This is a genomic window from Aliiglaciecola aliphaticivorans (assembly GCF_054782055.1).
Genome location: NZ_BAAGTF010000007.1, coordinates 153,651 through 174,562, shown reverse-complemented (window position 1 = coordinate 174,562; position 20,912 = coordinate 153,651). Strand labels below are relative to the sequence as shown.

Annotated in this window: 18 protein-coding genes; 7 read left to right on the top strand and 11 right to left on the bottom strand. The window is 40.4% G+C overall.

The features are described from left to right. Positions 1 to 366: 366 nt before the first annotated feature. The 4 genes from dnaB to ACYVIL_RS05070 form a co-directional block, all read right to left on the bottom strand. The gene (gene dnaB, locus ACYVIL_RS05085) at positions 367 to 1,755 is read right to left on the bottom strand and encodes a replicative DNA helicase (RefSeq protein ID WP_303475377.1); all 1,389 of its coding nucleotides are present in this window, start codon (positions 1,753 to 1,755) and stop codon (positions 367 to 369) included. 474 nt (positions 1,756 to 2,229) lie between these two features. Further along, complete coding sequence (locus ACYVIL_RS05080; protein WP_460311793.1) at positions 2,230 to 3,180, bottom strand: DUF4097 family beta strand repeat-containing protein; 951 nt, start codon at positions 3,178 to 3,180, stop codon at positions 2,230 to 2,232. An 80-nt stretch (positions 3,181 to 3,260) separates the two neighbouring features. Next, positions 3,261 to 3,767, bottom strand: coding sequence for a hypothetical protein (locus tag ACYVIL_RS05075; protein ID WP_460311792.1), 507 nt, complete (start codon positions 3,765 to 3,767; stop codon positions 3,261 to 3,263). Further along, positions 3,760 to 4,326 carry an RNA polymerase sigma factor gene (locus ACYVIL_RS05070; RefSeq protein WP_303475374.1) on the bottom strand — a complete coding sequence of 189 codons (567 nt, stop codon included), beginning with the start codon at positions 4,324 to 4,326 and terminating at the stop codon, positions 3,760 to 3,762. Before ACYVIL_RS05070 ends, ACYVIL_RS05075 begins: the two co-directional genes overlap by 8 nt. A gap of 238 nt (positions 4,327 to 4,564) precedes the next feature. On the opposite strand from ACYVIL_RS05070, the gene ACYVIL_RS05065 reads away from it, so the two are divergent. Continuing rightward, positions 4,565 to 5,383, top strand: a complete 819-nt coding sequence (locus ACYVIL_RS05065) for a hypothetical protein (RefSeq protein WP_460311791.1) — start codon at positions 4,565 to 4,567, stop codon at positions 5,381 to 5,383. On the opposite strand, the gene ACYVIL_RS05060 is transcribed toward ACYVIL_RS05065, so the two are convergent. Continuing rightward, positions 5,330 to 7,480, bottom strand: a complete 2,151-nt coding sequence (locus ACYVIL_RS05060) for a tetratricopeptide repeat protein (RefSeq protein WP_460311790.1) — start codon at positions 7,478 to 7,480, stop codon at positions 5,330 to 5,332. The genes ACYVIL_RS05065 and ACYVIL_RS05060 overlap by 54 nt on opposite strands. A 252-nt stretch (positions 7,481 to 7,732) precedes the next feature. Between ACYVIL_RS05060 and ACYVIL_RS05055 the strand changes: the two genes are divergently transcribed. The 3 genes from ACYVIL_RS05055 (at position 7,733) to prsT (ending at position 12,822) form a co-directional block, all read left to right on the top strand. Then, on the top strand, positions 7,733 to 8,638 hold the full coding sequence (locus ACYVIL_RS05055; RefSeq protein ID WP_303475369.1) for a hypothetical protein: 906 nt from the start codon (positions 7,733 to 7,735) through the stop codon (positions 8,636 to 8,638). Between the two features lie 304 nt (positions 8,639 to 8,942). Further along, positions 8,943 to 9,863, top strand: coding sequence for a choice-of-anchor A family protein (locus tag ACYVIL_RS05050; protein ID WP_303475367.1), 921 nt, complete (start codon positions 8,943 to 8,945; stop codon positions 9,861 to 9,863). A gap of 145 nt (positions 9,864 to 10,008) precedes the next feature. Beyond that, positions 10,009 to 12,822 carry an XrtA/PEP-CTERM system TPR-repeat protein PrsT gene (prsT, locus tag ACYVIL_RS05045; RefSeq protein ID WP_460311789.1) on the top strand — a complete coding sequence of 938 codons (2,814 nt, stop codon included), beginning with the start codon at positions 10,009 to 10,011 and terminating at the stop codon, positions 12,820 to 12,822. 130 nt (positions 12,823 to 12,952) lie between these two features. On the opposite strand, the gene rplI is transcribed toward prsT, so the two are convergent. The 6 genes from rplI to ACYVIL_RS05015 all read right to left on the bottom strand — a co-directional run bounded on the left by rplI (position 12,953) and on the right by ACYVIL_RS05015 (position 18,551). After that, on the bottom strand, positions 12,953 to 13,405 hold the full coding sequence (gene rplI / locus ACYVIL_RS05040; protein ID WP_303475363.1) for a 50S ribosomal protein L9: 453 nt from the start codon (positions 13,403 to 13,405) through the stop codon (positions 12,953 to 12,955). Positions 13,406 to 13,433: 28 nt separating this feature from the next. Further along, positions 13,434 to 13,661 carry a 30S ribosomal protein S18 gene (rpsR, locus tag ACYVIL_RS05035; RefSeq protein WP_008843478.1) on the bottom strand — a complete coding sequence of 76 codons (228 nt, stop codon included), beginning with the start codon at positions 13,659 to 13,661 and terminating at the stop codon, positions 13,434 to 13,436. Positions 13,662 to 13,672: 11 nt separating this feature from the next. Beyond that, positions 13,673 to 14,095: a 30S ribosomal protein S6 gene (rpsF, locus tag ACYVIL_RS05030; protein ID WP_303475362.1), complete on the bottom strand. Its 423-nt coding sequence runs from the start codon at positions 14,093 to 14,095 to the stop codon at positions 13,673 to 13,675. 195 nt (positions 14,096 to 14,290) lie between these two features. Next, complete coding sequence (locus tag ACYVIL_RS05025; RefSeq protein WP_460311788.1) at positions 14,291 to 14,659, bottom strand: hypothetical protein; 369 nt, start codon at positions 14,657 to 14,659, stop codon at positions 14,291 to 14,293. 118 nt (positions 14,660 to 14,777) lie between these two features. Beyond that, on the bottom strand, positions 14,778 to 15,662 hold the full coding sequence (locus ACYVIL_RS05020) for a DMT family transporter (RefSeq protein ID WP_303475359.1): 885 nt from the start codon (positions 15,660 to 15,662) through the stop codon (positions 14,778 to 14,780). 27 nt (positions 15,663 to 15,689) lie between these two features. After that, the gene (locus ACYVIL_RS05015; RefSeq protein ID WP_460311787.1) at positions 15,690 to 18,551 is read right to left on the bottom strand and encodes a tetratricopeptide repeat protein; all 2,862 of its coding nucleotides are present in this window, start codon (positions 18,549 to 18,551) and stop codon (positions 15,690 to 15,692) included. 528 nt (positions 18,552 to 19,079) lie between these two features. Here ACYVIL_RS05015 and ACYVIL_RS05010 point away from each other — a divergent pair. From ACYVIL_RS05010 to ACYVIL_RS05000, 3 genes are read left to right on the top strand one after another with little or no spacing between them, the layout of a single operon-like run. Beyond that, complete coding sequence (locus tag ACYVIL_RS05010) at positions 19,080 to 19,715, top strand: TonB family protein (protein ID WP_460311786.1); 636 nt, start codon at positions 19,080 to 19,082, stop codon at positions 19,713 to 19,715. Positions 19,716 to 19,744: 29 nt separating this feature from the next. Beyond that, a complete protein-coding gene (locus ACYVIL_RS05005; protein WP_303475354.1) occupies positions 19,745 to 20,305 on the top strand; it encodes an RNA polymerase sigma factor in 561 nt (186 codons plus the stop codon). Next, on the top strand, positions 20,298 to 20,912 hold the full coding sequence (locus ACYVIL_RS05000; protein ID WP_460311785.1) for a hypothetical protein: 615 nt from the start codon (positions 20,298 to 20,300) through the stop codon (positions 20,910 to 20,912). The genes ACYVIL_RS05005 and ACYVIL_RS05000 overlap by 8 nt, the downstream gene beginning before the upstream one ends.

The window sequence follows — 20,912 nt, the reverse complement described above, 5'->3', positions numbered from 1 at the left end:
AACCTAAGACTCTTGAACTCTCTTCTTGCGCTAATCGCGCTAGCTTTAACTTAAATACTCTGTGATGTTTGGACATAAAAAGACCCCCAGTAATTGGAATGTCCAACTATTGGGGGTCACTTCATTTAGAGCCGCTTTTTTTATGCTTAATTTCCATAGACCGTGAAAAACCCCAAAACAGAAACACCCTGTAGCACGGTCTTTAGGCCGTATAACTCATAAGATAATACACCCTGTAGCACGGGATTTATCCCGTAAAAATCTCAAGATAATACACCCTGTAGCACGGTCTTTAGGCCGTGAAAATTATGAGATGCCCCCCTGTGGCACGGGATTTATCCCGTGGAAATCTTAAGACAAGACAATTTATTCGTCAGAATAGGCAGGACCAGCGTAATTATCAAAGCGTGAGAATTGCCCTTGGAAGGTCAGGCGCACGGTTCCAATTGGACCATTACGTTGTTTACCCAGAATGATTTCAGAAATGCCCTTTAGATCGGTATTTTCGTTATAAACTTCATCACGATAAATAAACATAATCAAATCGGCGTCCTGCTCTATAGAACCAGATTCACGTAAGTCTGAGTTAATTGGACGTTTATCGGCCCGTTGCTCCAAACTACGGTTTAACTGTGATAACGCCACTACAGGAACATTGAGCTCTTTGGCGAGGGCTTTTAATGAACGTGAGATTTCAGCAATCTCTAAGGTCCGATTATCGCTTAAAGACGGCACTCGCATGAGTTGCAAGTAATCTATCATAATCATACTGATGCCATCGCGTTCGCGGGCTAACTTGCGGGCTCGAGTGCGCACTTCCATAGGCGTAAGACCGGAAGAATCATCAACAAAAAGGTTATCTTTATCTTTCAACATAGCCATTGTATTGGAGATCCGCGCCCAGTCTTCGTCGTCGAGTTGTGCCGTACGAATTTTAGTCTGATCAACCCGACTTAAAGATGCCAACATCCTCATCATAATTTGTTCTGCGGGCATCTCTAGGGAAAATACCAATACCGGCTTTTCTTCCAGCAACATTGCATTTTCGCACAAGTTCATGGCGAAGGTTGTTTTCCCCATAGACGGACGAGCAGCAACAATAATTAAATCAGAGCCTTGAAGGCCACTGGTCTTCTTGTCTAAATCTGTATAGCCAGTAGATACACCTGTGACTTCTTTGTTGGTTTTGATTAAGGCTTCAAGACGGTCAATCGTCTGGCCCAAAACAGACTCTACGTCTTTTGGACCTTCGTTGTTTCCCATACGCTTTTCAGCAATTTGGAAAACTTGTGTTTCTGCGAGGTCGAGGATCTCGCTACTGTCTCTGCCTTCAGGGTTGTAACCAACATCTGCGATAGAATGAGCAACGCCAATCAATTCCCGGGTAATTGCTCGTTCTTTAATGATCTCTGCATAAGCCACTACGTTCGCTGCACTGGGGGTGTTTTGTGCTAATTCGCCTAAATAGGTAAATCCACCAGCCTCTTCAAGCTCGTCATGGCTTTCCAATTCTTCAGAAACGGTAATAATATCAACAGGTTGGTTAGCAGATAACAAACGCACTATGCTACGGAAAATAGTCCGATGAGAACGGTTGTAAAAATCTTCTTCTACTACCACTTCTGCAACTTTATCCCAAGAATCGGGCGCAATTAACATACTCCCTAGCACCGATTGCTCAGCTTCCATGGAATGCGGCGGTATTTTCAGTTTCTCAACTTTATCGTCTCTGTTTTTATCCGGAACGGCTTTCACAACACTTAAATCTTTTAATAATGGGTCGAGTATTATGCGCTAAGTTTGATATTGCATCAAAGTCTATTGTACAAATTTCTGTGTAATCCAGAAATTCTTTTTAGATGTTTTTATTCGCCTTGTAGGCGGGTGCTTTAGCCCCGCTGTAGTCGGAGGCTTTAGCCCCGAGAGTTGTTTCAATTCCAACTCATAGGTTCATGGCCTAAAGACCATGCTACAGATGATGACAAAATTTCAATTCGCGTGAACCCGGATGTTGATGCCAAAGTCCACCTGTAGGCGGTGGCTTTAGCCCCGCGAGGAACATTTGGAATCCATGGCCTAAAGACCATGCTACAAAGAATCAACCTTTCCTGATGAATCCATGGCCTAAAGACCATGCTACAAAGAATCAACCTTTCCTGATGAATCCATGGCCTAAAGACCATGCTACAAAGTATCAACCTTTCCTGGTGAATCCATGGCCTAATTTGACTATTTTTTATCGACTTTAATTCTACCACTGACGGTGGATACTTTTACTTGACCATTGCCACCATTGTGAGAAAACTCAAGCCATCGACTAGGACCATATTTCGCTTTATGTTCTTTATCACTGCTGATTTTGTTGATTATTCTGCCACCAGCATGACCTTGTAGATCAAATCGAGCAGAAATATCTGCTTGGAAATTTAAGCTGATACTACCGCCAACACTGGTAGCCCTAACGTCTCCTTGAGGAACAAGCTCTAAATTAGCTTCGACACTTCCATTTACCGTGTTTAAATTCAAATGTTCCACTTTTGCTAATGTTAATTCAATATCACCATTTACTGTTTCTGCTTTTACTTCCGCTGCATCTAACCTAACGTTGATGTCTCCGTTGACAGATTCATAAGTCGCTTCACTAGCTGCAGAATCGCGGTCTTGAATATCGCCATTAACCGTTTGAATTTTAATATTGCCAGTTAATGAATTGGCCTCTATATCGCCATTTACGGCTTCAATTCTCAATCTTCCTGCCAGATTCGAAACGTCTATATTGCCATTCACAGTGTCTATGTCTGCACTGCCGCGAACCTCGGTCACCTCTACATTAGCATTTGTAGAGTTGTAATTTATATGGCTGCCAAAAGGTACGTATATTTCCAGATCATCACCGTCTTCGGAATTCCAGTTCCAACCATTTCGTTTACTTTTCACCTTAACTTTAATAATGACTTCATTGCCATCACGCTCAAAAATAAACTTTTCAGTACGATCACCTAGCTCCCCAGCCACCCTGACCTCATTTTTCGACCATCCAGTAATATTCGCGTAGCCGCCAAGATGCTCAATCTGCACATAACCGTTACCGTCTGCTTTTAATGTTTGGTCAATCTTTTCACCCGCAAAGGTAAAAGAGCTCAACAAGCAAAACCCAACACTAAAAAATAATTGTTTCATTTTTATACCCTTAAATACATTCGCTAATGCGATGTGATAGCGCTTTTTAACACTCAAATTTTTATGTAAACCTATGCTCATTAAATTTGTCTCCATTTAGGAGAATGCACTCGCTCAATTAAATCAATCTGTTGTTGATGAACGTTTTGCAACATTTTTAACAGCGCTATGTTGTTTGGATCCTGCTTCAACGCTGCCTTAATCGCATCAGCTGCTTCATCTAACTCTGATAACTGCTTCTGCCAATTTTCTGTCAACGCGGGTTGATCCTGAAATTTCACCAACAATGCATCTTTTTGCGCTTCGTGCTGACTACTTAATGCAGCCACCAAATCCTGTCCGGTTATTTGTTCTGTGGCCGGTTGCAACGAATACCAACTTAAGACGCAAACAAGGGCAAAAGAAGCCGCAATGGCAATCATTTTGAAGCGGGATTCACTGCTCGTTTTTGTTATCTGTTGATTAGCCCCGGTCTCTTCGGTTAACGCCACTTCAATCCCAGCCCATAAATCTCTTTCGGGTTGCTTTTCATTACTAAGGGCATTTATTTGTGCGCGTAAATCTTTTTCAAAATTCGTATTATTCATATCCCATCCACTCCTTTAACAACTGTTTAGCACGGTGAAACTGTGCTTTACTGGAGCCAACCGCCATATTCATCATGCTTGCGATATCTTCATGCCGGTAACCTTCTATTGCATGCAATACAAAAACAATCCGCGCCCGCTCGGGCAATCTAGCTACATGCCTTTCTAACTCGCTTAGGTCAGTAGATTCCTCTGCGGCATAATAGTTTGCCTCAGAGTCTTCAATATTAAACATTCGTTTAACCCAGCCCCGCTGCTTGCGTAAATATGAAATAGTGATATTCGAAGTGACAGTGTGTAACCAAGTTGAGAATTTACTGTCTCCTTTGTAGTTTCCAATTTTACGCCACAGCTGAATGAACACTTCTTGGGCAGCATCTTCTGCTAGTGACTTATCACTAGTGAGTCGATAGCACAGTCCATATACCTGACCAATATAGGTCTGATATAGACGCTGGTATGCATTTTTGTCGCCCTGTTGTACCGCCGTTATCAGGTCACGTTCTGATTTGTCTTCGAACGTGCGCTGGGCAGAAACAACATTTCCGTGTGTGTTCAATATATTTATCAGTTTTTATTAGTGTTAAAGAGTTAGTCGCAGAGTAAATCAGAAAGGTTTAAACCACCAAATTTATATTTTAAATTTTGCCAATTAATGATTATAACTGTCTGATATTTTTACAATTATCCTACTAAAATAATCGCGACCATCTGTTACTTATTGTTTTATACCAAGTTTATTTTTAGGTATGGAGATTGCTTAATTTTTAGCCACCACAATCAAAATAAGAAAAATCATGTTCATAGCAAATTCTCGAATAGCGGTTATTTACGCATTGGCGTTAGTATTATTTTTATTTCACGCCTTTGCAGATGCGCGCTTGGTTAGAGGGGGAGGAAGAGGAACCTACACAGATTCAGCAAATGTTGAGTATTACCTAATTGACAATAGTTATGAGAACTCTGTCGGTATTGGATTAGACTTTGTAGCGACCCAATATTTATACAAAAACTCCCAAGCCCCCTTCTTACTTGCTACTCCTAATGATTGTTTGAGAAACTTGGGCTCCTTCTCGGATTATAATTTTCAAATAGACAATGGCTTGTTCGTAGAAGAGCCGTGTTACTATGAGTTTTATGAAAATGAAACCACACTTAGCTTAAACGGATTCTCTCCGTTTGCCTTTGATCTTGCCCAAAGCGCGGAAATTAATTGGACCCTATCTCAAATAGGGAAACCTGATCTCATTATTGTTCAGAATATAACTGCGTTTGACGACGAAGACATACTTTTAGACATTTTAATGCCCTCAGAGCTGATACCCGGAGAGTATGAAGTGAGCTTGGATGTCACCTTATATTCAGGCCCGGATGCTGATTTTTATAATGAAGTTTCAGGAGAGGGAAATTCGCTTCCAATCGATTGTGATCCCGTGACTAACGTTTGCGGGTATACCTCTTTTATAGCCTCCGATACGTTGTCATTTACTTCCAGCTATAATGAACGTCTAGTTATTCTTGCTGAACCACAAGTTGAGGTAGCAGAACCGGCAATACTGGGTTTAATGTTGCTCGGTCTGCTGGGTATCAGACGCAAACAGCAAGGTTTTTGCTAATTGTTTCTGTTCGGCTAGCTGCTCTTTAATCCGTTGGAAAGAACTTTGCAACTCCGGAGTTTTTGCAAATTTGGAAAGAATGGGATCCTTTTCGCTCCACCATTCTCTCCATCCCCCTTCGATGGCTACCGTCAATTTATCCTTCACTTCAGATAATGGACTCCCGTTTAATACTGAAATACGAACTTGAAGGTAATCTACAAAATTATCTTTAAGTAAGGTATTTTCGGCTAACTGAGCTTGCGTATCACAACGAGAAATTATGCTCTGTGCCGCTTCTATTTCTCCTTTTTGCTGTAATGCCCATGCCACTTCAATGGCGGGGCTACACATGGGCATCATAAATAAGTCCTCGTCACTCAAACTATCGTTGGCTTTTAAAATAAGGGAAATCCCCTGCTCCATATCCCCATAAAGTAGTTGATACCAACCCGCTTCAAACTGAACCCATGGATCATCTGGATACGCTTGTAAGATGAAATCCATTTCTTCGAACAAACTGGCATAGTCCTGTTTAATAATAAAAATTGAGGCATTATAAGCAGGATCATCCGTTGACTTTTCTAGTTCATCCACCAGCTGCAAACTGGTTAAGGTATCTAAATAATTATATTTATACGCCTCATTTTCAGGTGAAAGTTTAGATGCTTGATTCCAATTAAATAGGCTTTGTGCCAAGTTTCCTTGCATAAAAGCATGAGTTGCTAACCCTGCATAACCAAAAGGTGATTCTGGATGTTCTTCTAGCAGCTTATGGAATATGACCGAGGATTTTTCAAATTCACCTCTAAAAGTAAGTTCTAGTCCGTAATTGTTAATTATTGATATAGACAGTGGATCTAACTCATAGGCCTTGGAAATGGCATCCATTGCCTGACTATGCTTATTCAGTTTTTTGTATACTAAAAACTGCCACATATGGGCCACGGCTAAACTAGGGTTAATGGAAATAGCTTTATCGTAACTCGATATAGCTTTGTCAAACTCCTGTTTCAACTCAAAAGACTTCCCCTGAATCGCGTAGGAGCGCGCATTAGTATCATCACGCACAAAGGCTTTGGCTAATTGCTGATCGGCTAATTGTATTGCGATGTCTGTTTCCAAAATACCAAACCGACTATCGCCTTTTTCTAACAATAGAATAGTGTCTGCCAAGGCCACATAAGCCGCTACATACTCTGGGTCTAAGGCAATAGCTTGTTCAAAAAACTGCCTCGCGCCTTTGATAGATTCAGTGGTTTGCTTGCGGTACTGTTCTCGTCCTTTTAAATACATTACATAGGCATCTGTGCTAGCAGTTTTCGATTGCGTTGTTACTTGCCCTGATTCTAAATAACGATCTTCCAGGAGATTAACGATTGATCGGCTAATTTGTTCTTCAATGGAAAAGATATCTTTAAACTTGCGACTAAAGGTTTCTGACCACAAGGTCATGCCATCTTTACTATCAATGAGTTCAGTTCGAATTTTTAAGCGATCGCCAGTCACCCGCAAACTTCCGCTTACCACTACATCAACTTGCAAGCGTCTACCTATATCAGTTGCGGTGAGATTTTGTTCAGCCAAGGCAAAAGCAGAGCTCGCTGCAGCAACCTTTAATTGACTCACTTTACCCAGCAATGCCGTTAGTTCTTCACTTATTCCTTCGCTAATGTAGCCTTGATCTTTATCTGGGCTTAGGTCTCTAAAGGGTAGAACGGCTATTGAAGTGACCGACTTAATTTGACTCAGCCCTTCTTCTTGCTTGACCATTTGTTCCTTGAGATCGGTAAAATACACATACCCCAAACCGCCAGACCCTAAGGTGATGAGAATTAACAATAACCATTTGCCAGCACCAAAGGTGATAGCTTCTTCGCCATCAGCAATGGGTTCCAACCCCTCAAGTGTGAAGTTAAAGTACCAAGACAAGTACAAAACTACCGGAAAACCCGCAAACAAAATAATGGCGGTTAGCGTGCCAATCAATGGTGACAAATTGAGCATTGGTTGAATAACTGAAATAACTTGCAGCAGCAACCAAATAAGGCCAATGTAAGGCACTACGGTGGGCAGCACATTGCGGCGACGTATTTCAGACACTAGGGTTTTAAACATAAAAATCCTGAGTAATGCTCTGATTAAGGTAACTAAGAGAATTCTGTCGAATTGGAAGAGCCGAGCGCGACACACTTAGAACGAGAGAGTCTTTTTACTTATGTTGGCCTAATTTAATAGTAAAATCAATTGTGCATATATTAGGCTACACATCATAGGTATTTGTTGCTGAACACTTTATTTTCTAACTATTCGCAAAATAGTCGTCTACAATTTGAATTCAAATCATTAGGGTAATAAGGTAAATCTTCAATGAATATGGAAATAAATCCCTTTAATCATATTTTAGTTGTGCTTCAAGCCAATGAGGACCCATCAATCCCTTTGGCGAGAGCCACACGCTTATGCAAAGCGTATACTGGCAAGATGAGTGTATTCGTTTCCCTCCATGAGCTTTTTTACCCTAAGGCAAATTTTAACTTAGCAGATAATTTACAAGAAATTGTTGATGAACAGCAGGATTCAATTACTAAAATACTGGCAAAGTGGGATGCCACAGAATATGTAGAAGATATCTTTTTGTCTTGGCAGCAAAAACCATCTAAAGCAATCGAAAAATTGTTATCGCAAGAAACCTTTAATTTAGTAATAAAAGCACCTTATCTACAAAGTGACTTTAAACGCCTATTTTTAAGCGGATTAGATCATTATTTTGTAGCAAACTGCCCACTGCCTATTTGGATGGTTAAACCAAGACTTTGGGACAAACAATTTGAGGTGTTAGCCTGCGTGGATATCAAAGATGACGATTTCGACAATCACTTACTCAACCGCAAGATACTCGGCGTTAGTGACAGCTTAGCTCACACTATTGGTGGGCAAATGCATGTTATCGATTGTTATGACGGTGAAATAGGTAGCCTTCACATAGACTTCAATAAAGAGCGCGGCTTTAAACGAGAAGCAACACTGAAACAGAAGCATCAGGAAAAGTTAAAGCTCTATATTCAGGAATATTCCCTTGCCGAGGATGTACTTCATTCCGTAGAAGGCATTCCTGATGAAGCCGTCCCTGAGAAAGCCGCCATTTTAAATGCGGAAGTAGCGGTTATTGGTAACAATGAAGATAAACACTTTTTCGACAAAATGTTTGGCGATACAGCCATGGCACTGACAGAAGCAATGCCCTGCGATATTCTAATTTTGAAGCCAGAATAAGCTGAATGATGAAGAAAGCATTACTAAAGTATAACTAAACTTACCTAATCTAAGTACTCTACCTATCTAAAATATGCTATATTATGCGCGAATTTTCTGAGGTAAAGGGATTCTCGAGTCTGATTTTTTTACACTTTACTCAGAAATAACCAATATATGGAATTATTTTTATAAAATACAGGCACTTAAGTTCCGGCTCAAATATTGCTTATGTAAGCATCTCAAATAAGTTTTGAGGCATGAGTTTTAAGAAACCTGTCTGTGTGGCGTAAATATATAAATTGTAGTAATAGGAAGAAGTAAATTGAAATTGGTAAAATCATTATTCGCATTTGCAGTACTGGCTTCGCTCTCAGGCGCAGCAACTGCAACCAGCGGCACTATTGGTAAGTATAATCTTTTATTGCTTGGTGATTATAATTTCAGCGGTGGGGACGTCCAAGGTCAATCCTTTATTGGCGGCGATTTAAATTCATCTAATCCGGTGGAGTTTGGTAGCAGGCTAGCCAATACTGACACCGCTATCGATGCCGTTACTATTGTTGGCGACTTAAACGCCAACCGCGTGCGAGTGTTGCGTGACAATAATTTAGTTTATGGAGGGGATTTAAACGGTACCGCCATTGAATTAAATGACGGAGATGACGGACAGTTAATACATGATTCATCACTTACCGTAGCTGACATTAAAACTGAGTTGTACGCTGATACAGCCTACTTCGCTGGACTTTCAAGCACAGGTAGTTTTTCCAGTGGTAATTTTGATTATGCTGGCTCGGAAAACATGGCAGTGTTTGATGTTTCTGCTGCCGATATTTTCGCACAAAATAGCAATCTCTCAATGAATTGGGGAAGCGCTGAAACGGTTATCATTAACGTTTCAGGTACCGATATCAATATCGGTGGCGGTGTTAACCTTAATAACGGTTTCAATGGCGATGCAGCATTTTCTAATATCGTGTGGAATTTCTTTGAAGCAACTAACATCGATTTTAATGGCTTAGCATCTAAAGGTTCTGTTTTAGCACCCTATGCAGATACGAGCGGCGGAGCATCTTTTGACGGCTCTTTCGCAGCGGTGTCATACACTGGCGCGAGAGAATTCCATAATTATACATTCGACTACACCCCACCTACATCAACTAAGGTAGCAGAGCCTTCTTTGTTTGGTTTGATGTTACTGTCGGGTTTACTCGTCATTAGAAAACGTAGAATCAAATCATAAACACTTTGATTGTTTGGAAAGCCCGTTAATTAGCGGGCTTTTTTATTGCTAGTGTTAACCAATGTGGCTTTTTAATTCACCAATATCAAGGTAAATTAAAACATTATTTCCCATATAGACAACAACCTGATTCGTCAGAGATCCCATGAAAAAACATCACCTGAAGTACCGTTTTTACAAATTTATCATTTTAATTGCCGGTTGTGCTCTCAGCCAGGTCGTCAGTGCAGACAATTCTGATTATGAAAAAGCACTTTCAAGCTTCCAACAAGGGCAATATGAAGAAGCCTATATCCACGTTAAAAATGCACTTCAAGACAACCCCAGAGATCTGTCAGCAAAAGTACTATTAAGCAAACTACTGGTAAAAAACAAACTGTATAAAGAGGCAGAAACGCAGATTCGCGAGGCAATCCAACAGCGAGTAGATATTAACCTAGTGTTTGCTGAATGGGCAGAAACGCTGCTTAATTTAAAAAAATATAAACAATTAGTAGAACTCGATTATAGCGCTAGGCTATCGCAGAAAAATCAAATGGAATGGAATATCTATAAAGCTACAGCTTGTATTAACTTGTTAGATTACCAATGTTCCAATCAATTTTATCAACAAAATTTAGCGGTCGATGCCGGTCACATTGAGTCTATAAATGGACTAGCCACAATTGCACTGATCGAAAAAAATTATGCTCTGGCCAATAATCAAATTGAGAGCGCCTTACAAGTCTCAACAGAAAACGCAGAAACTTGGCGCTTAAAAGGCCAGCTAGCCCGATCTCAAGGTGATATTCAACAAGCAATTCTTCACTTAAATAGAGCCCTTGAGATCAATCCAACTGAGCCCGCCATCGCCCGTAACCTCGTTGATGCTTATATCGCAAGTAATGACCTGGATAAGGCTTTTTCCCTATCTGACAAGTTACTAGTAGAGTCTCCCAATGATTTATACGTGCAATTCGCGCGTAATTGGTTGGCGGTCAAAACCGCTAACGACAGCGACGGCTATAAACAGATGCAAGTGTTAGCCAATAGGCTCAACGGTTTACCAAGGTATTTGATCGACGAATATCCGACTTTTTCATATTTAAGGGGGACGGTTTCTTTTTTACTTGGGCAATACCAAAGTGCCAGAGACGATTTAGCAGAATACAATATGCGCACTGGCGGCGAGTTTCAATCCGCCTATTTATTAGCTAAAACCTACTCGGCACTTTACGACTTTGATGCGGCTTTAGAAACATTCGAAAAATACCAAATGCAAATCACCAATAACCTCTCCCAGTCATTATTTTTAGGTGGGCTATATTTGGTAAACCATAAACCTCATAGGGCTGTTGCTTTATTAGATAGACTTGAAGGAGACTTCTCTGAACAAGTGGAATACAAATTGTTTGCTGTTCAGGTTGCAATCTCAAGAGGTAAAACCGACGCTGCTTTGGCTGAATTGGAAAATTTGATCACAGCATACCCCAACAATAAAATGGTTCTCATTGAACACTGCATGGTAAACATGGATGCAAAGAGGCTCAACGCAGCAAACCAGAGTCTGACTAAACTTAAAAAGTTAATCCCTAATGATGTGGATGTTAAAAATCTAGATACTGCGATGCTGATCATGCAAAGCCAAGATCTTCAGGCAATGGCTGCTATACAAAATGTCCTAGCCGAAAACCCGGAATCTTATTCAGCATTATATAACCTTGCGACTGTACAAAGTCGTTTAAAACGGTACCCAGAAGCACTACTGACACTTGAAAAATTGCTTAGCATTAATACCAGCGATATAGCGGTTAAACTGAGATTGGCCAGAATAAATTTGGCTATGTCTAATACGGATAAAGCTAACAATCTATATCAGTCAATACTCAAGCAAGATATCAATAATCTACAAGCAATGGAGGGCTTGTTACAAATTAACGAGCTACAGGCTAACTTCACTCCGGCATTGCGACTAGCACAAAGCCTCCAACGCTTAGAGCCGCGTTACCCATTATATGTATTAAAAGAAGCACAGCTTCTGATCAAGTTGAAAGACAATGACAAAGCCCTAAGAGCGATTAATAAATATGAAAAACTGATAGAAAAAACACCGTTTAACTTATTGGCACTGAGTCAGTTGTATTTAGCGATAAATGAAAAAGAAAAAGCATTAATAGCGGTTGCACAAGCACATCAGTTAAAACCTAAAGACATAAATTTGCACTTACAATACGTGTCGCAGTTAATTACCTTGAATCATCTCACACAAGCTGAAAAACAGCTTAAAACACTTCAACAAAGCAATGCTACTAATCCTGATGTATTGTTGAAGCTTGGTGAGTTAAATGATGCAAAACAACAATTTGACGTGGCTAAACAGTACTACTTACAAGTATTAGAAATAGATGATAAGTATGAATTAGCTCTGGCTAAGCTCTATGCTCATGTCGCTAACGGGATGTCAGATAAAGAATTTTTAACGGTACTTAATCACATTGTGAACAAATACCCGGAAGCCTATTTTCCACGTAGCTTGCTTGCCCAATTTCATTTTTACTATGGTCAATCATCCATTGCTATCGAACAGTACCAATATTTACTAGAGACCGATAATATGCCGAACAAAGCGGCGCTACTTAATCGGTTGGCGTATTTATATTTACCCGATGACTTAAACAGAAGTGAAGATTATTCATTGCAAGCTTTAGCACTGGATAGTAATAATGTAACTATTCTAAGTAACTACGGGTGGATACTTGCTAAACAAGGCAACTACGAAAAAAGTATCACAGTACTGCGCGATGCGATAACTCGAGATGCAAGCAACCCAGAGCTGAAATACCACTTAGCTTACACATTAGAAAAACTGGGTAAAACCGACCAAGCAAAAAGGTTACTCAACGAAGTCTTGGCCTCGAATGTGTTTTTCACAGAAAAAACGGATGCCGAGTTACTACTCAAAGAAATCGAAAAACGTTGAAATCGGTCTTGAGTTAGCTTGATGATGTTTCCTAAACACCTCAACCGTTGAACCACATGGCCATATGATTTTATTTTACCCATAAAAAAACCTCGCCAGAGCGAGGTTTTTGAAATGATAAATCTAAGATTTATGCTTCTTGGATGATAACCAATTTAACTGTGGTCATTACATCTGAATGCAACTGTAAGTCAATTTCAAACTCACCAGTTTCACGCAAAGTACCAGTAGGCAATTTCACTTCAGATTTAGCAACTTCAACGCCAGCAACTGTGATTGCATCAGCAATATCACGAGTACCAACTGAACCGAAAAGCTTACCTTCTTCACCAGCAGGAGAAGCAATAGTTACTTCACCAAGCTCAGCGATTTTAGCAGCGCGAGCTTCAGCAGTAGCTAAAGTTGCAGCAATGCTTGCTTCAAGTTCAGCACGTTGTGCTTCAAACTTTTCTACGTTTGCTTTAGTTGCAGGAACTGCTTTTTTCTGAGGAAAAAGGAAGTTACGTGCATATCCTGATTTTACAGTGACAGTGTCACCCAAGCCGCCCAGGTTGGCGATCTTGTCTAGTAGAATGATTTCCATCTTTGCTACCTCTTATTTACGCCAACGATTACTTGTGAGAATCAGTATATGGAAGCAATGCTAGGAAGCGTGCGCGCTTGATAGCAGTTGACAACTGACGCTGATATTTAGCGCTAGTTCCAGTGATACGGCTTGGTACGATTTTACCACTTTCAGTGATATAGTTTTTCAGCAAAGCGATGTCTTTATAATCGATCTGAACAACACCTTCGGCTGAGAAACGGCAAAATTTACGACGTCTAAAAAAACGAGCCATTGTCTGTCTCCTTATGCTTTGTCTTCAGTGCTAGCAGGCTCTACAGCTGCAGCAGGTGCTTCTTCTTGCTTTTCAGTGCGTTCCTGACGACGGTCGTCACGACGATCATCACGACGCTCTTCTTTCGCCATTGGAGACTGTTCAGTTTCAGCTCCTTTGGTACGCATAACAAGGTTACGAAGAACAATATCATTAAATCGGAAAGCAGTTTCTAGCTCTTCAATTGCTTCTGCAGTGGCTTCAGCATTGATTAGTACGTAGTGTGCTTTATGCAATTTTTCGATTGGGTATGCCAATTGACGGCGGCCCCAGTCTTCTAAACGGTGGATTGTTCCGCCGTCATTCGTGATAATTCCGGTATAACGTTCAATCATACCTGGAACTTGTTCACTTTGGTCAGGGTGGACCATAAACACGATTTCGTAATGACGCATTGTTGCTCCTTACGGTTGTAGCCTCTTACAGCTCAGCTAAACTGTGTTGAGACAAGGAACTAAAAGTGATAGCTGATTTAAGGGCGCGAATTGTATATAAAGCCGACACTTAAGGCAACATATATTTCATACAAAAGTGAGGGAGGTAATAGCTCCGTCACTTTTAGCAATAAAACCAATTCTTGTAAGCTGTATTTAGTCCCTTTTCGTCTTTGCGATTAGGTTGTCGATAACGTCTTGTGCGCTATAGGCATCTTCGTTGAGCTTCACCCCTTTGCCCATCCGAATATCAAAAATGCTGTGGATCTCTTTACGTTCATTCCCTGCCCCAGTGGCGATTGTCATATCTATCTCGGTAGAAGGGCGTTGGTAAGCGAAGCCCTCCTCGGTAAATTTAGTTTGGCCACTCACTGTGGTATCCAAAACATTGGCAATCTCTGTTGAAACACGTGAATCAGGCGCTCGCTGGTTGAGAGTTAATACGCCGGCTGCCAAAGTAACCGTGCTTGCATGGGCCATCCCAACGATTACCATTAGGTTTAATATTTTATTTAGCTTAGTCATCTTCGTTTCCTCGTGTTTATGTAAATGACACTTGGATAACGAATAAAAAACGCAATTATTCCATCGAATAATAAATTAATTTAACTAAGCCAAAGCAAACTGCCTAACAAGGGGGGGTTTACAGGTGCTCTAAACCCACCAGCACTCCCACTCCTATTAACGCGATAATTGACCAAATCGTCGTTTTGCCGCTGACCTTTTCCCCCAGTACTTTAGCCACGACCAGCGATAGAATCACACTCATGGCGAACAAGGTTTGTACGACCGCAGCCTTAGTATAGGTAAAGGCAACCATTTGCAGATACAAAGCGGCGAATGTTCCTATTACGGTAGCGCCGGTGAAAAACAACCATGTACGTTTCACATTGTCAGTCGTCGGCAGCCATTTTTGTTTGGTTATGAACATCAGAATAACAATAATTCCTAGCCCGCCAATTAATCGAATTTGACTGGCATTGAAGGCATCGATTCCTGTTGAGGTAAGAATATCCCGACTCACAACCGCCCCAACGGCTTGGCACATGGCAGCCAGACCAGCATAAATATAGCCACTTAATTCGAAGGGCTCAAAACCGGAACGCTTTTGAATCTTAATGATCATGTCCACTGAAAATAATACCAAGGCAATACCGCACCATTGTTGCCAGGTTAACCATTCAGCAATCCAAGCCATAGCCAGTAATGCGGTAAAAATAGGCGCTAGGGTTTCAGCAACTAAAATAGATTGACTGTCGCCAATTTTATTCAGTGCTTGGAAGAAAAAGGTATCTCCCAGTCCAATACCGATAACACCACTAAATAGCAGCCACAACATGGTTGAGTTAGATACAGACACCTGAGGAAGAAAAAACTGGGTAATAATCAGCAAAATGCCAATTGCGGCTAATCCTTTCCATAAATTTAGCGCTAAAGGCGAAAAGTTTTTGCCTAATATTCGGAACATACGTGCTGCTACGGCCCAGCACAAAGCTGTGCTCAGAGCAGCAATTTCACCTATCATCATATTTTTGGAGTACTTCTATTTGATTATTTACTGTGACGTGAATTCTCGAATTTGTTTGCGCAGAGTGTCACGCAACTCTTCAAGATCTTTATTTAACCACATTTCTTGAGGAACTTGTTGCCATAATCGTTCTAATTTTTCTAAATGACGGTGAAAACTATAATACTCCAGCGCCGCAATCAACAATTGAGGTTTCAATATCTCATCGGATTGCAGAATATCAAAGCTTACTTCATTACCAGATAAAGACGCTATACGAACTTTCCATTTCATTGCATCTTTGTGGTCTGCACTCGTCACAACTAGCCTAGCAGATTCAAACGCTTGCTGATTGCCGGTTTCATGATGAAGTCGAGCTAACCAGTATTGCCGTTCATAGAAAGCATTTTGCCACTGCCCCATTAAATCACCATTGGTAGCTCCAAGCTTTCTGTAGCTTTGAGCAAATAAGCTACTAGCCTTGTCATTGTTACCCATTAACATGGCCATTTGGGCCAGAGCGGCATCACTAAATGCATCTAGATATTGCCATTGAATATCCGCATTTTCAGTGGCCATTCCTTTAGCACAGGCAACCTTAAGATCATTTAGCACTGCATCAGCTTGTTTATATTGGCCAACTAACATATTTTCATTTGCCAATTTCCACATGGAATATGCTGTAGCCATTGCATTGGCAGGAGAGCGTTCTTTTTTGTAAATCAATGATCTTAGTCTTTGCTCGCCCTTATTCATCTCAAGGGATTCAGCAATTTTTAATTCTGAATAATACTTATTGGCTAACCAAGTATAAGCGCTGGCCGCTTCTAATAAATCGTTCACATGGGCTGCTGCTCTGCCTTTTTCAGTAAATTTCACAGCTTCAAAAAAGCTTTGGCTGGCACTTTCTAGTTGTCCCCGTTGGGCGGCAATTTTGGCTAAATTTGAATATGCTCGGGAAAGCTCTATTTTGGCAATGGGACTATCAGGCTGCAATTCAACCAGATCATAAGCATTGGCTTGATAAAACTGAAAATATTGCTCGGCTTTTTGAACATCGCCTGCCCGCAAATGTGTCATCGCAATCCAATAGTTAGCATGAGCCAATTCCAATACATAGGTAAACCCGTTTGGGTGAATCTCAACAAGTTCAGTATCCAATTCGAGGGTTTTATTAAACGCGTCTAGGGCACCTGAGAACTGCCTGTTCTCTAAATAAACTTTCCCAAGTTGGAAAAAGGTTTGGCTGCGACTCAACTTGGCGGCTGTGGAGTCATCTTTGGGCGCAACTGTGCTTAAATATTCCAAAGAACGTTTCGAACTTTCCTGAATTAAATCTAACCTCCCAATGGTTTCTAATTTAGTACTTTCATCAATTAGAAATTCTATTAATTCATGGCTTTCATTCAACTTAGCCTCAGCAATTTTTTGATTTACTTTTGCGTCATAAGCATGGTTCACCATAAAACCAAAGATCATCAATAGCACTATGGCCAGGCCAAATCCAACACGATATTTGAGACTTGCACGCTTAATGGAAGCATGGATCATGGCTCTTAACGTAGGGCTTATGGATCCACCTTGTTTAAGAATAGACTTTCCTTCATCCAATGATTTACCCGGTGAAAGCAAATAAGCAGAAGGGCGCGTAGCGCTTTTCCACTCAGAAGCCTGGCCTTCTAATTTGTTTTTAAGCTCGACCTTTTTTTGATGATTGTCTAAGGTTTCATTGAGTCGAGGCCAGTTAGCGAATAGACAATCGTGCACCAAGCTAACATAAAGGTTTCCATCAATTCCTTTTTCACTTTTCATAATGTCGATAGCTTCAAATGCATCCACTAGCTCTTTGCCATTATGACTTTTATATAAGTCGTCAGCTACAACCCAAATTCTCTCATAATGGCCTTTAAAGCTTAACACTGCCAGGCGACTTACAATACGATGGAAGTGACGCTTATTAGCACGATCCAAGCTTTCATAGGTTTGCTCGGTCATTTTTGCAATAGCCCGTTCTAAACCGCCTAAATTCCGGTAAGTTGAATAATTAATCAGACCATTTTGCGAACGATTTTGATGAAGATGAAACAACACAAATTGTAATAAGGGTAAACTATCGGGAAACTCAAATGCACGCTGGGCAATATATTCATCTAAACTAACTTGCTCACCGTTTTCCTGCTCAAATTTTAAATGTTTAGCAGGTTCTGGAAACACCATTTTCTTGAGTTGATTTAATGTGGGAGGCAACACATCAAGCTGCCCACCATTTTGTTTTAATCGCAGCAATGCCGGGTAATCTGACAACGTGTGGTAAAAATCACTGCGTAATGTCGCCACAACTAAAATGCCACAGTGGACCACCAGACCTGCTAAAATATCAGTGAAATATCGACGCTCTGTGTAACCTAAGGAGTCGGTTAAAAATAGCCGTTCGAGTTGAAGAATACCAATTGCGAGCTTTTTATCCGCAGGCCAAGATTCCATTTTTTGCTTCATCAACTGCAAGAACTTATCTGGCTGCTGTTTGCTCATTTTAACCAAGGTATTAATATCTTCATTGGCCACAATTACTTGCTCAGAACTTTCTGACAAGGCCGAAATAAGAGACTTAAAGGGATCGATACTCAGGTTACATGGGGTGATAATCGTAGAACGAAATTCGACCTTCCCATCCGCTAATTGCAGCTCGTCTAATTTAGGAAAAATACCGGCTTGTAAGAGGCTAGATTTACCCGCTCCGCTTTTACCTAAAAGCAACAAAAATGGTTGGGATGATAGCGCTTTGTGTTGAAGCTTTGACAGTGCCTGTTGAGTTGCATCTTCTCTGCCTTGAAAATAATCAGCTTGATCACTACTAAAGGCATTTAATCCAACAAAGGGGTTCTCATTGTTACGGTGATTTGATTCCAAAATCGACATCCTAATCTAGCAAAATTTTTGCAGCTTCATACTGGCGTGTAGGCTTAACTGCTATTCACTTTATGGCTGTGCCTAAAGTTCCCTGTTTCCATCAAAAGTTAACATAGCGACATAAACTGCCAGTCTAATAATAGATAAAACCGATGCCTACCATATTGAACTACAAAGTTAGCATTTATTGTATGTTTTATCATCAAATAATTATTAAACTAACTTGCTGATAAAAAGTGAATTTTACCTGCAGATTAAATGTACCCTGAGTGTTGATTAGCTTACGGTTAGAGACATCCGAACAATGATTATACCAATCTTGTATCAGCAGAAACTATTCTCCAGGTTTTACCAGAATGCTGTTAAATTTTAATTTAATGTAAATGTATTTAGTCAGAAGTACAATTTAAAATTGTCCTGTTCAGAATGAATAAAAAACCTTATCAATCATATTTAATAAATTTTTTTAACCCTGTTACTCGATCTGATTCGTTCAGTTCTTATACCCAATAGTTAACAGGAAACATTATGCAAAATGTCATGCCATATACAGCGAATTACTCGCACCTTAAAATAGCTGGTTTTATTTGTTCTGCTGCCATTATTACCTTCAGCTTATTTGTGATAATGCAAAAATTAACCGCACAAAATGCCAATTACATCCCAACGCCAACGGCTGGCGTGTTTGTTGATCCCATATTTAACACCCAAGACAGCCAGTCTATAGAAAAGACCAAAATAAAACCCATTGAACCTCCTAAGTTGATGCCAAAAACAATTCAACCAAAGGAAATATTTGAGCCTAATGACAGCAACCTAACCGCAGGCTTTAAAATTGAGGTCCCCGCTCAGGAAATCACTCAAGACAATCAATTTTTAACGATTCAAGATGCTGAAACCACGCCTATGGTGCGAATTTCTCCGAAATATCCTGCCAGTGCAGCAAGAGAAGGCGTTGAGGGCTGGGTTAAATTACAATTTAGTATTGATGCCACCGGGGCAGTTCAAAATATTCAAATTATTGACGCACATCCCAAACGGACCTTCGACCGTGAAGCACGAAAAGCGTTAAAAAAGTGGAAATACAGACCGCAAATAGTGGATGGTAAACCCACTGAGCAGAGAGGCTTAGAAGTTGTGTTAGACTTTAAATTAGAAAGCTAACTTTTTTGCACTGACGGAAAGGATGTTGCGTGAGCATAACTTTAGCGATTAAAACATTGTTCTCAATTAGTCATTCAAATGAGTGGCTAATAACACGCTTTGCCCAAAGCGGCGATAAAAAGCTTTTTGAACAACTTTATGATAACTGTGGCAACGACCTTTACCATTTTTTAGTCACCCAATCAGACGCCCATTTAGCAAAGGACATCAGCCAACGAACCTGGTTAAAGGTTTTTGAAAAACCTCACTTATATAAGGAATCTGGGCGATTCAGTGCGTGGCTATTCACGGTCGCAAGGAACATGTTAGTAGATGAATTTAGGCATACAAATCGCTGGGAACACCTCCCAGAAAAACCACTAAATCAACTAAAAACAGCTTTTGAATTTTCTGACCCCATTGAAACCATTTTTGATAAAACCTTAATCTCTCTGCCTTTTGAACAGCGAGAAAGCTTTTGCTTACAGCAAGAAGGATTTGGTTTACAGGAAATAGCCGATATAACCGGCTGTGGTGTAGAGACAGTAAAAAGTCGAATTCGATATGCGAAGAATTCCCTTCGCACCCAATTAGAGAAATACCATGACTAAGCCCCATGAACACGATCAAGGGTCGTCAAAACAAGCAGAGCACTTTGAGACTCGTATATCTGACCTATATCAGCATCGAAAATCTAAGGTTCAAGCAACGGCAAGCATGAAACGTCAGTTGATGCAAAGCACCAAATCAAAATCGAAACTCTATGGTTGGTTCTACAATTTTCAACACCTGACTTTTGCAACAACTACAATTTTATTGTTAGGCTTAGTTGCATGGCAATCTTACGAATTACGCCAATCACCGGACACCTTGCGTTATACGTCGGTAGAAATACACAACATCGATGAACAATCATCACAGGATTACCGTCAAATTAGCCAACGTTACCAGCAACATTATCAAGATTACCTACAACAAAAGGCGCTGCTGGCCAGCCATCATCAAAAATCTGCCATACTCACCCAATTTGAAAATGGCTGGGAATTGAGAACTTGTGATCAAGAACTGGTGAAGATATCGAAACAATTAATCGACACATTACAACAAATGAATCTTATCAACGGTAATTTCAAAACCGGTGATAGCGTTGAAATTGCGTTTAATGTCTCAGGCTTGATAGTCGGTATTCATGCCAACAAAACCTTGTTGAAATGTTAA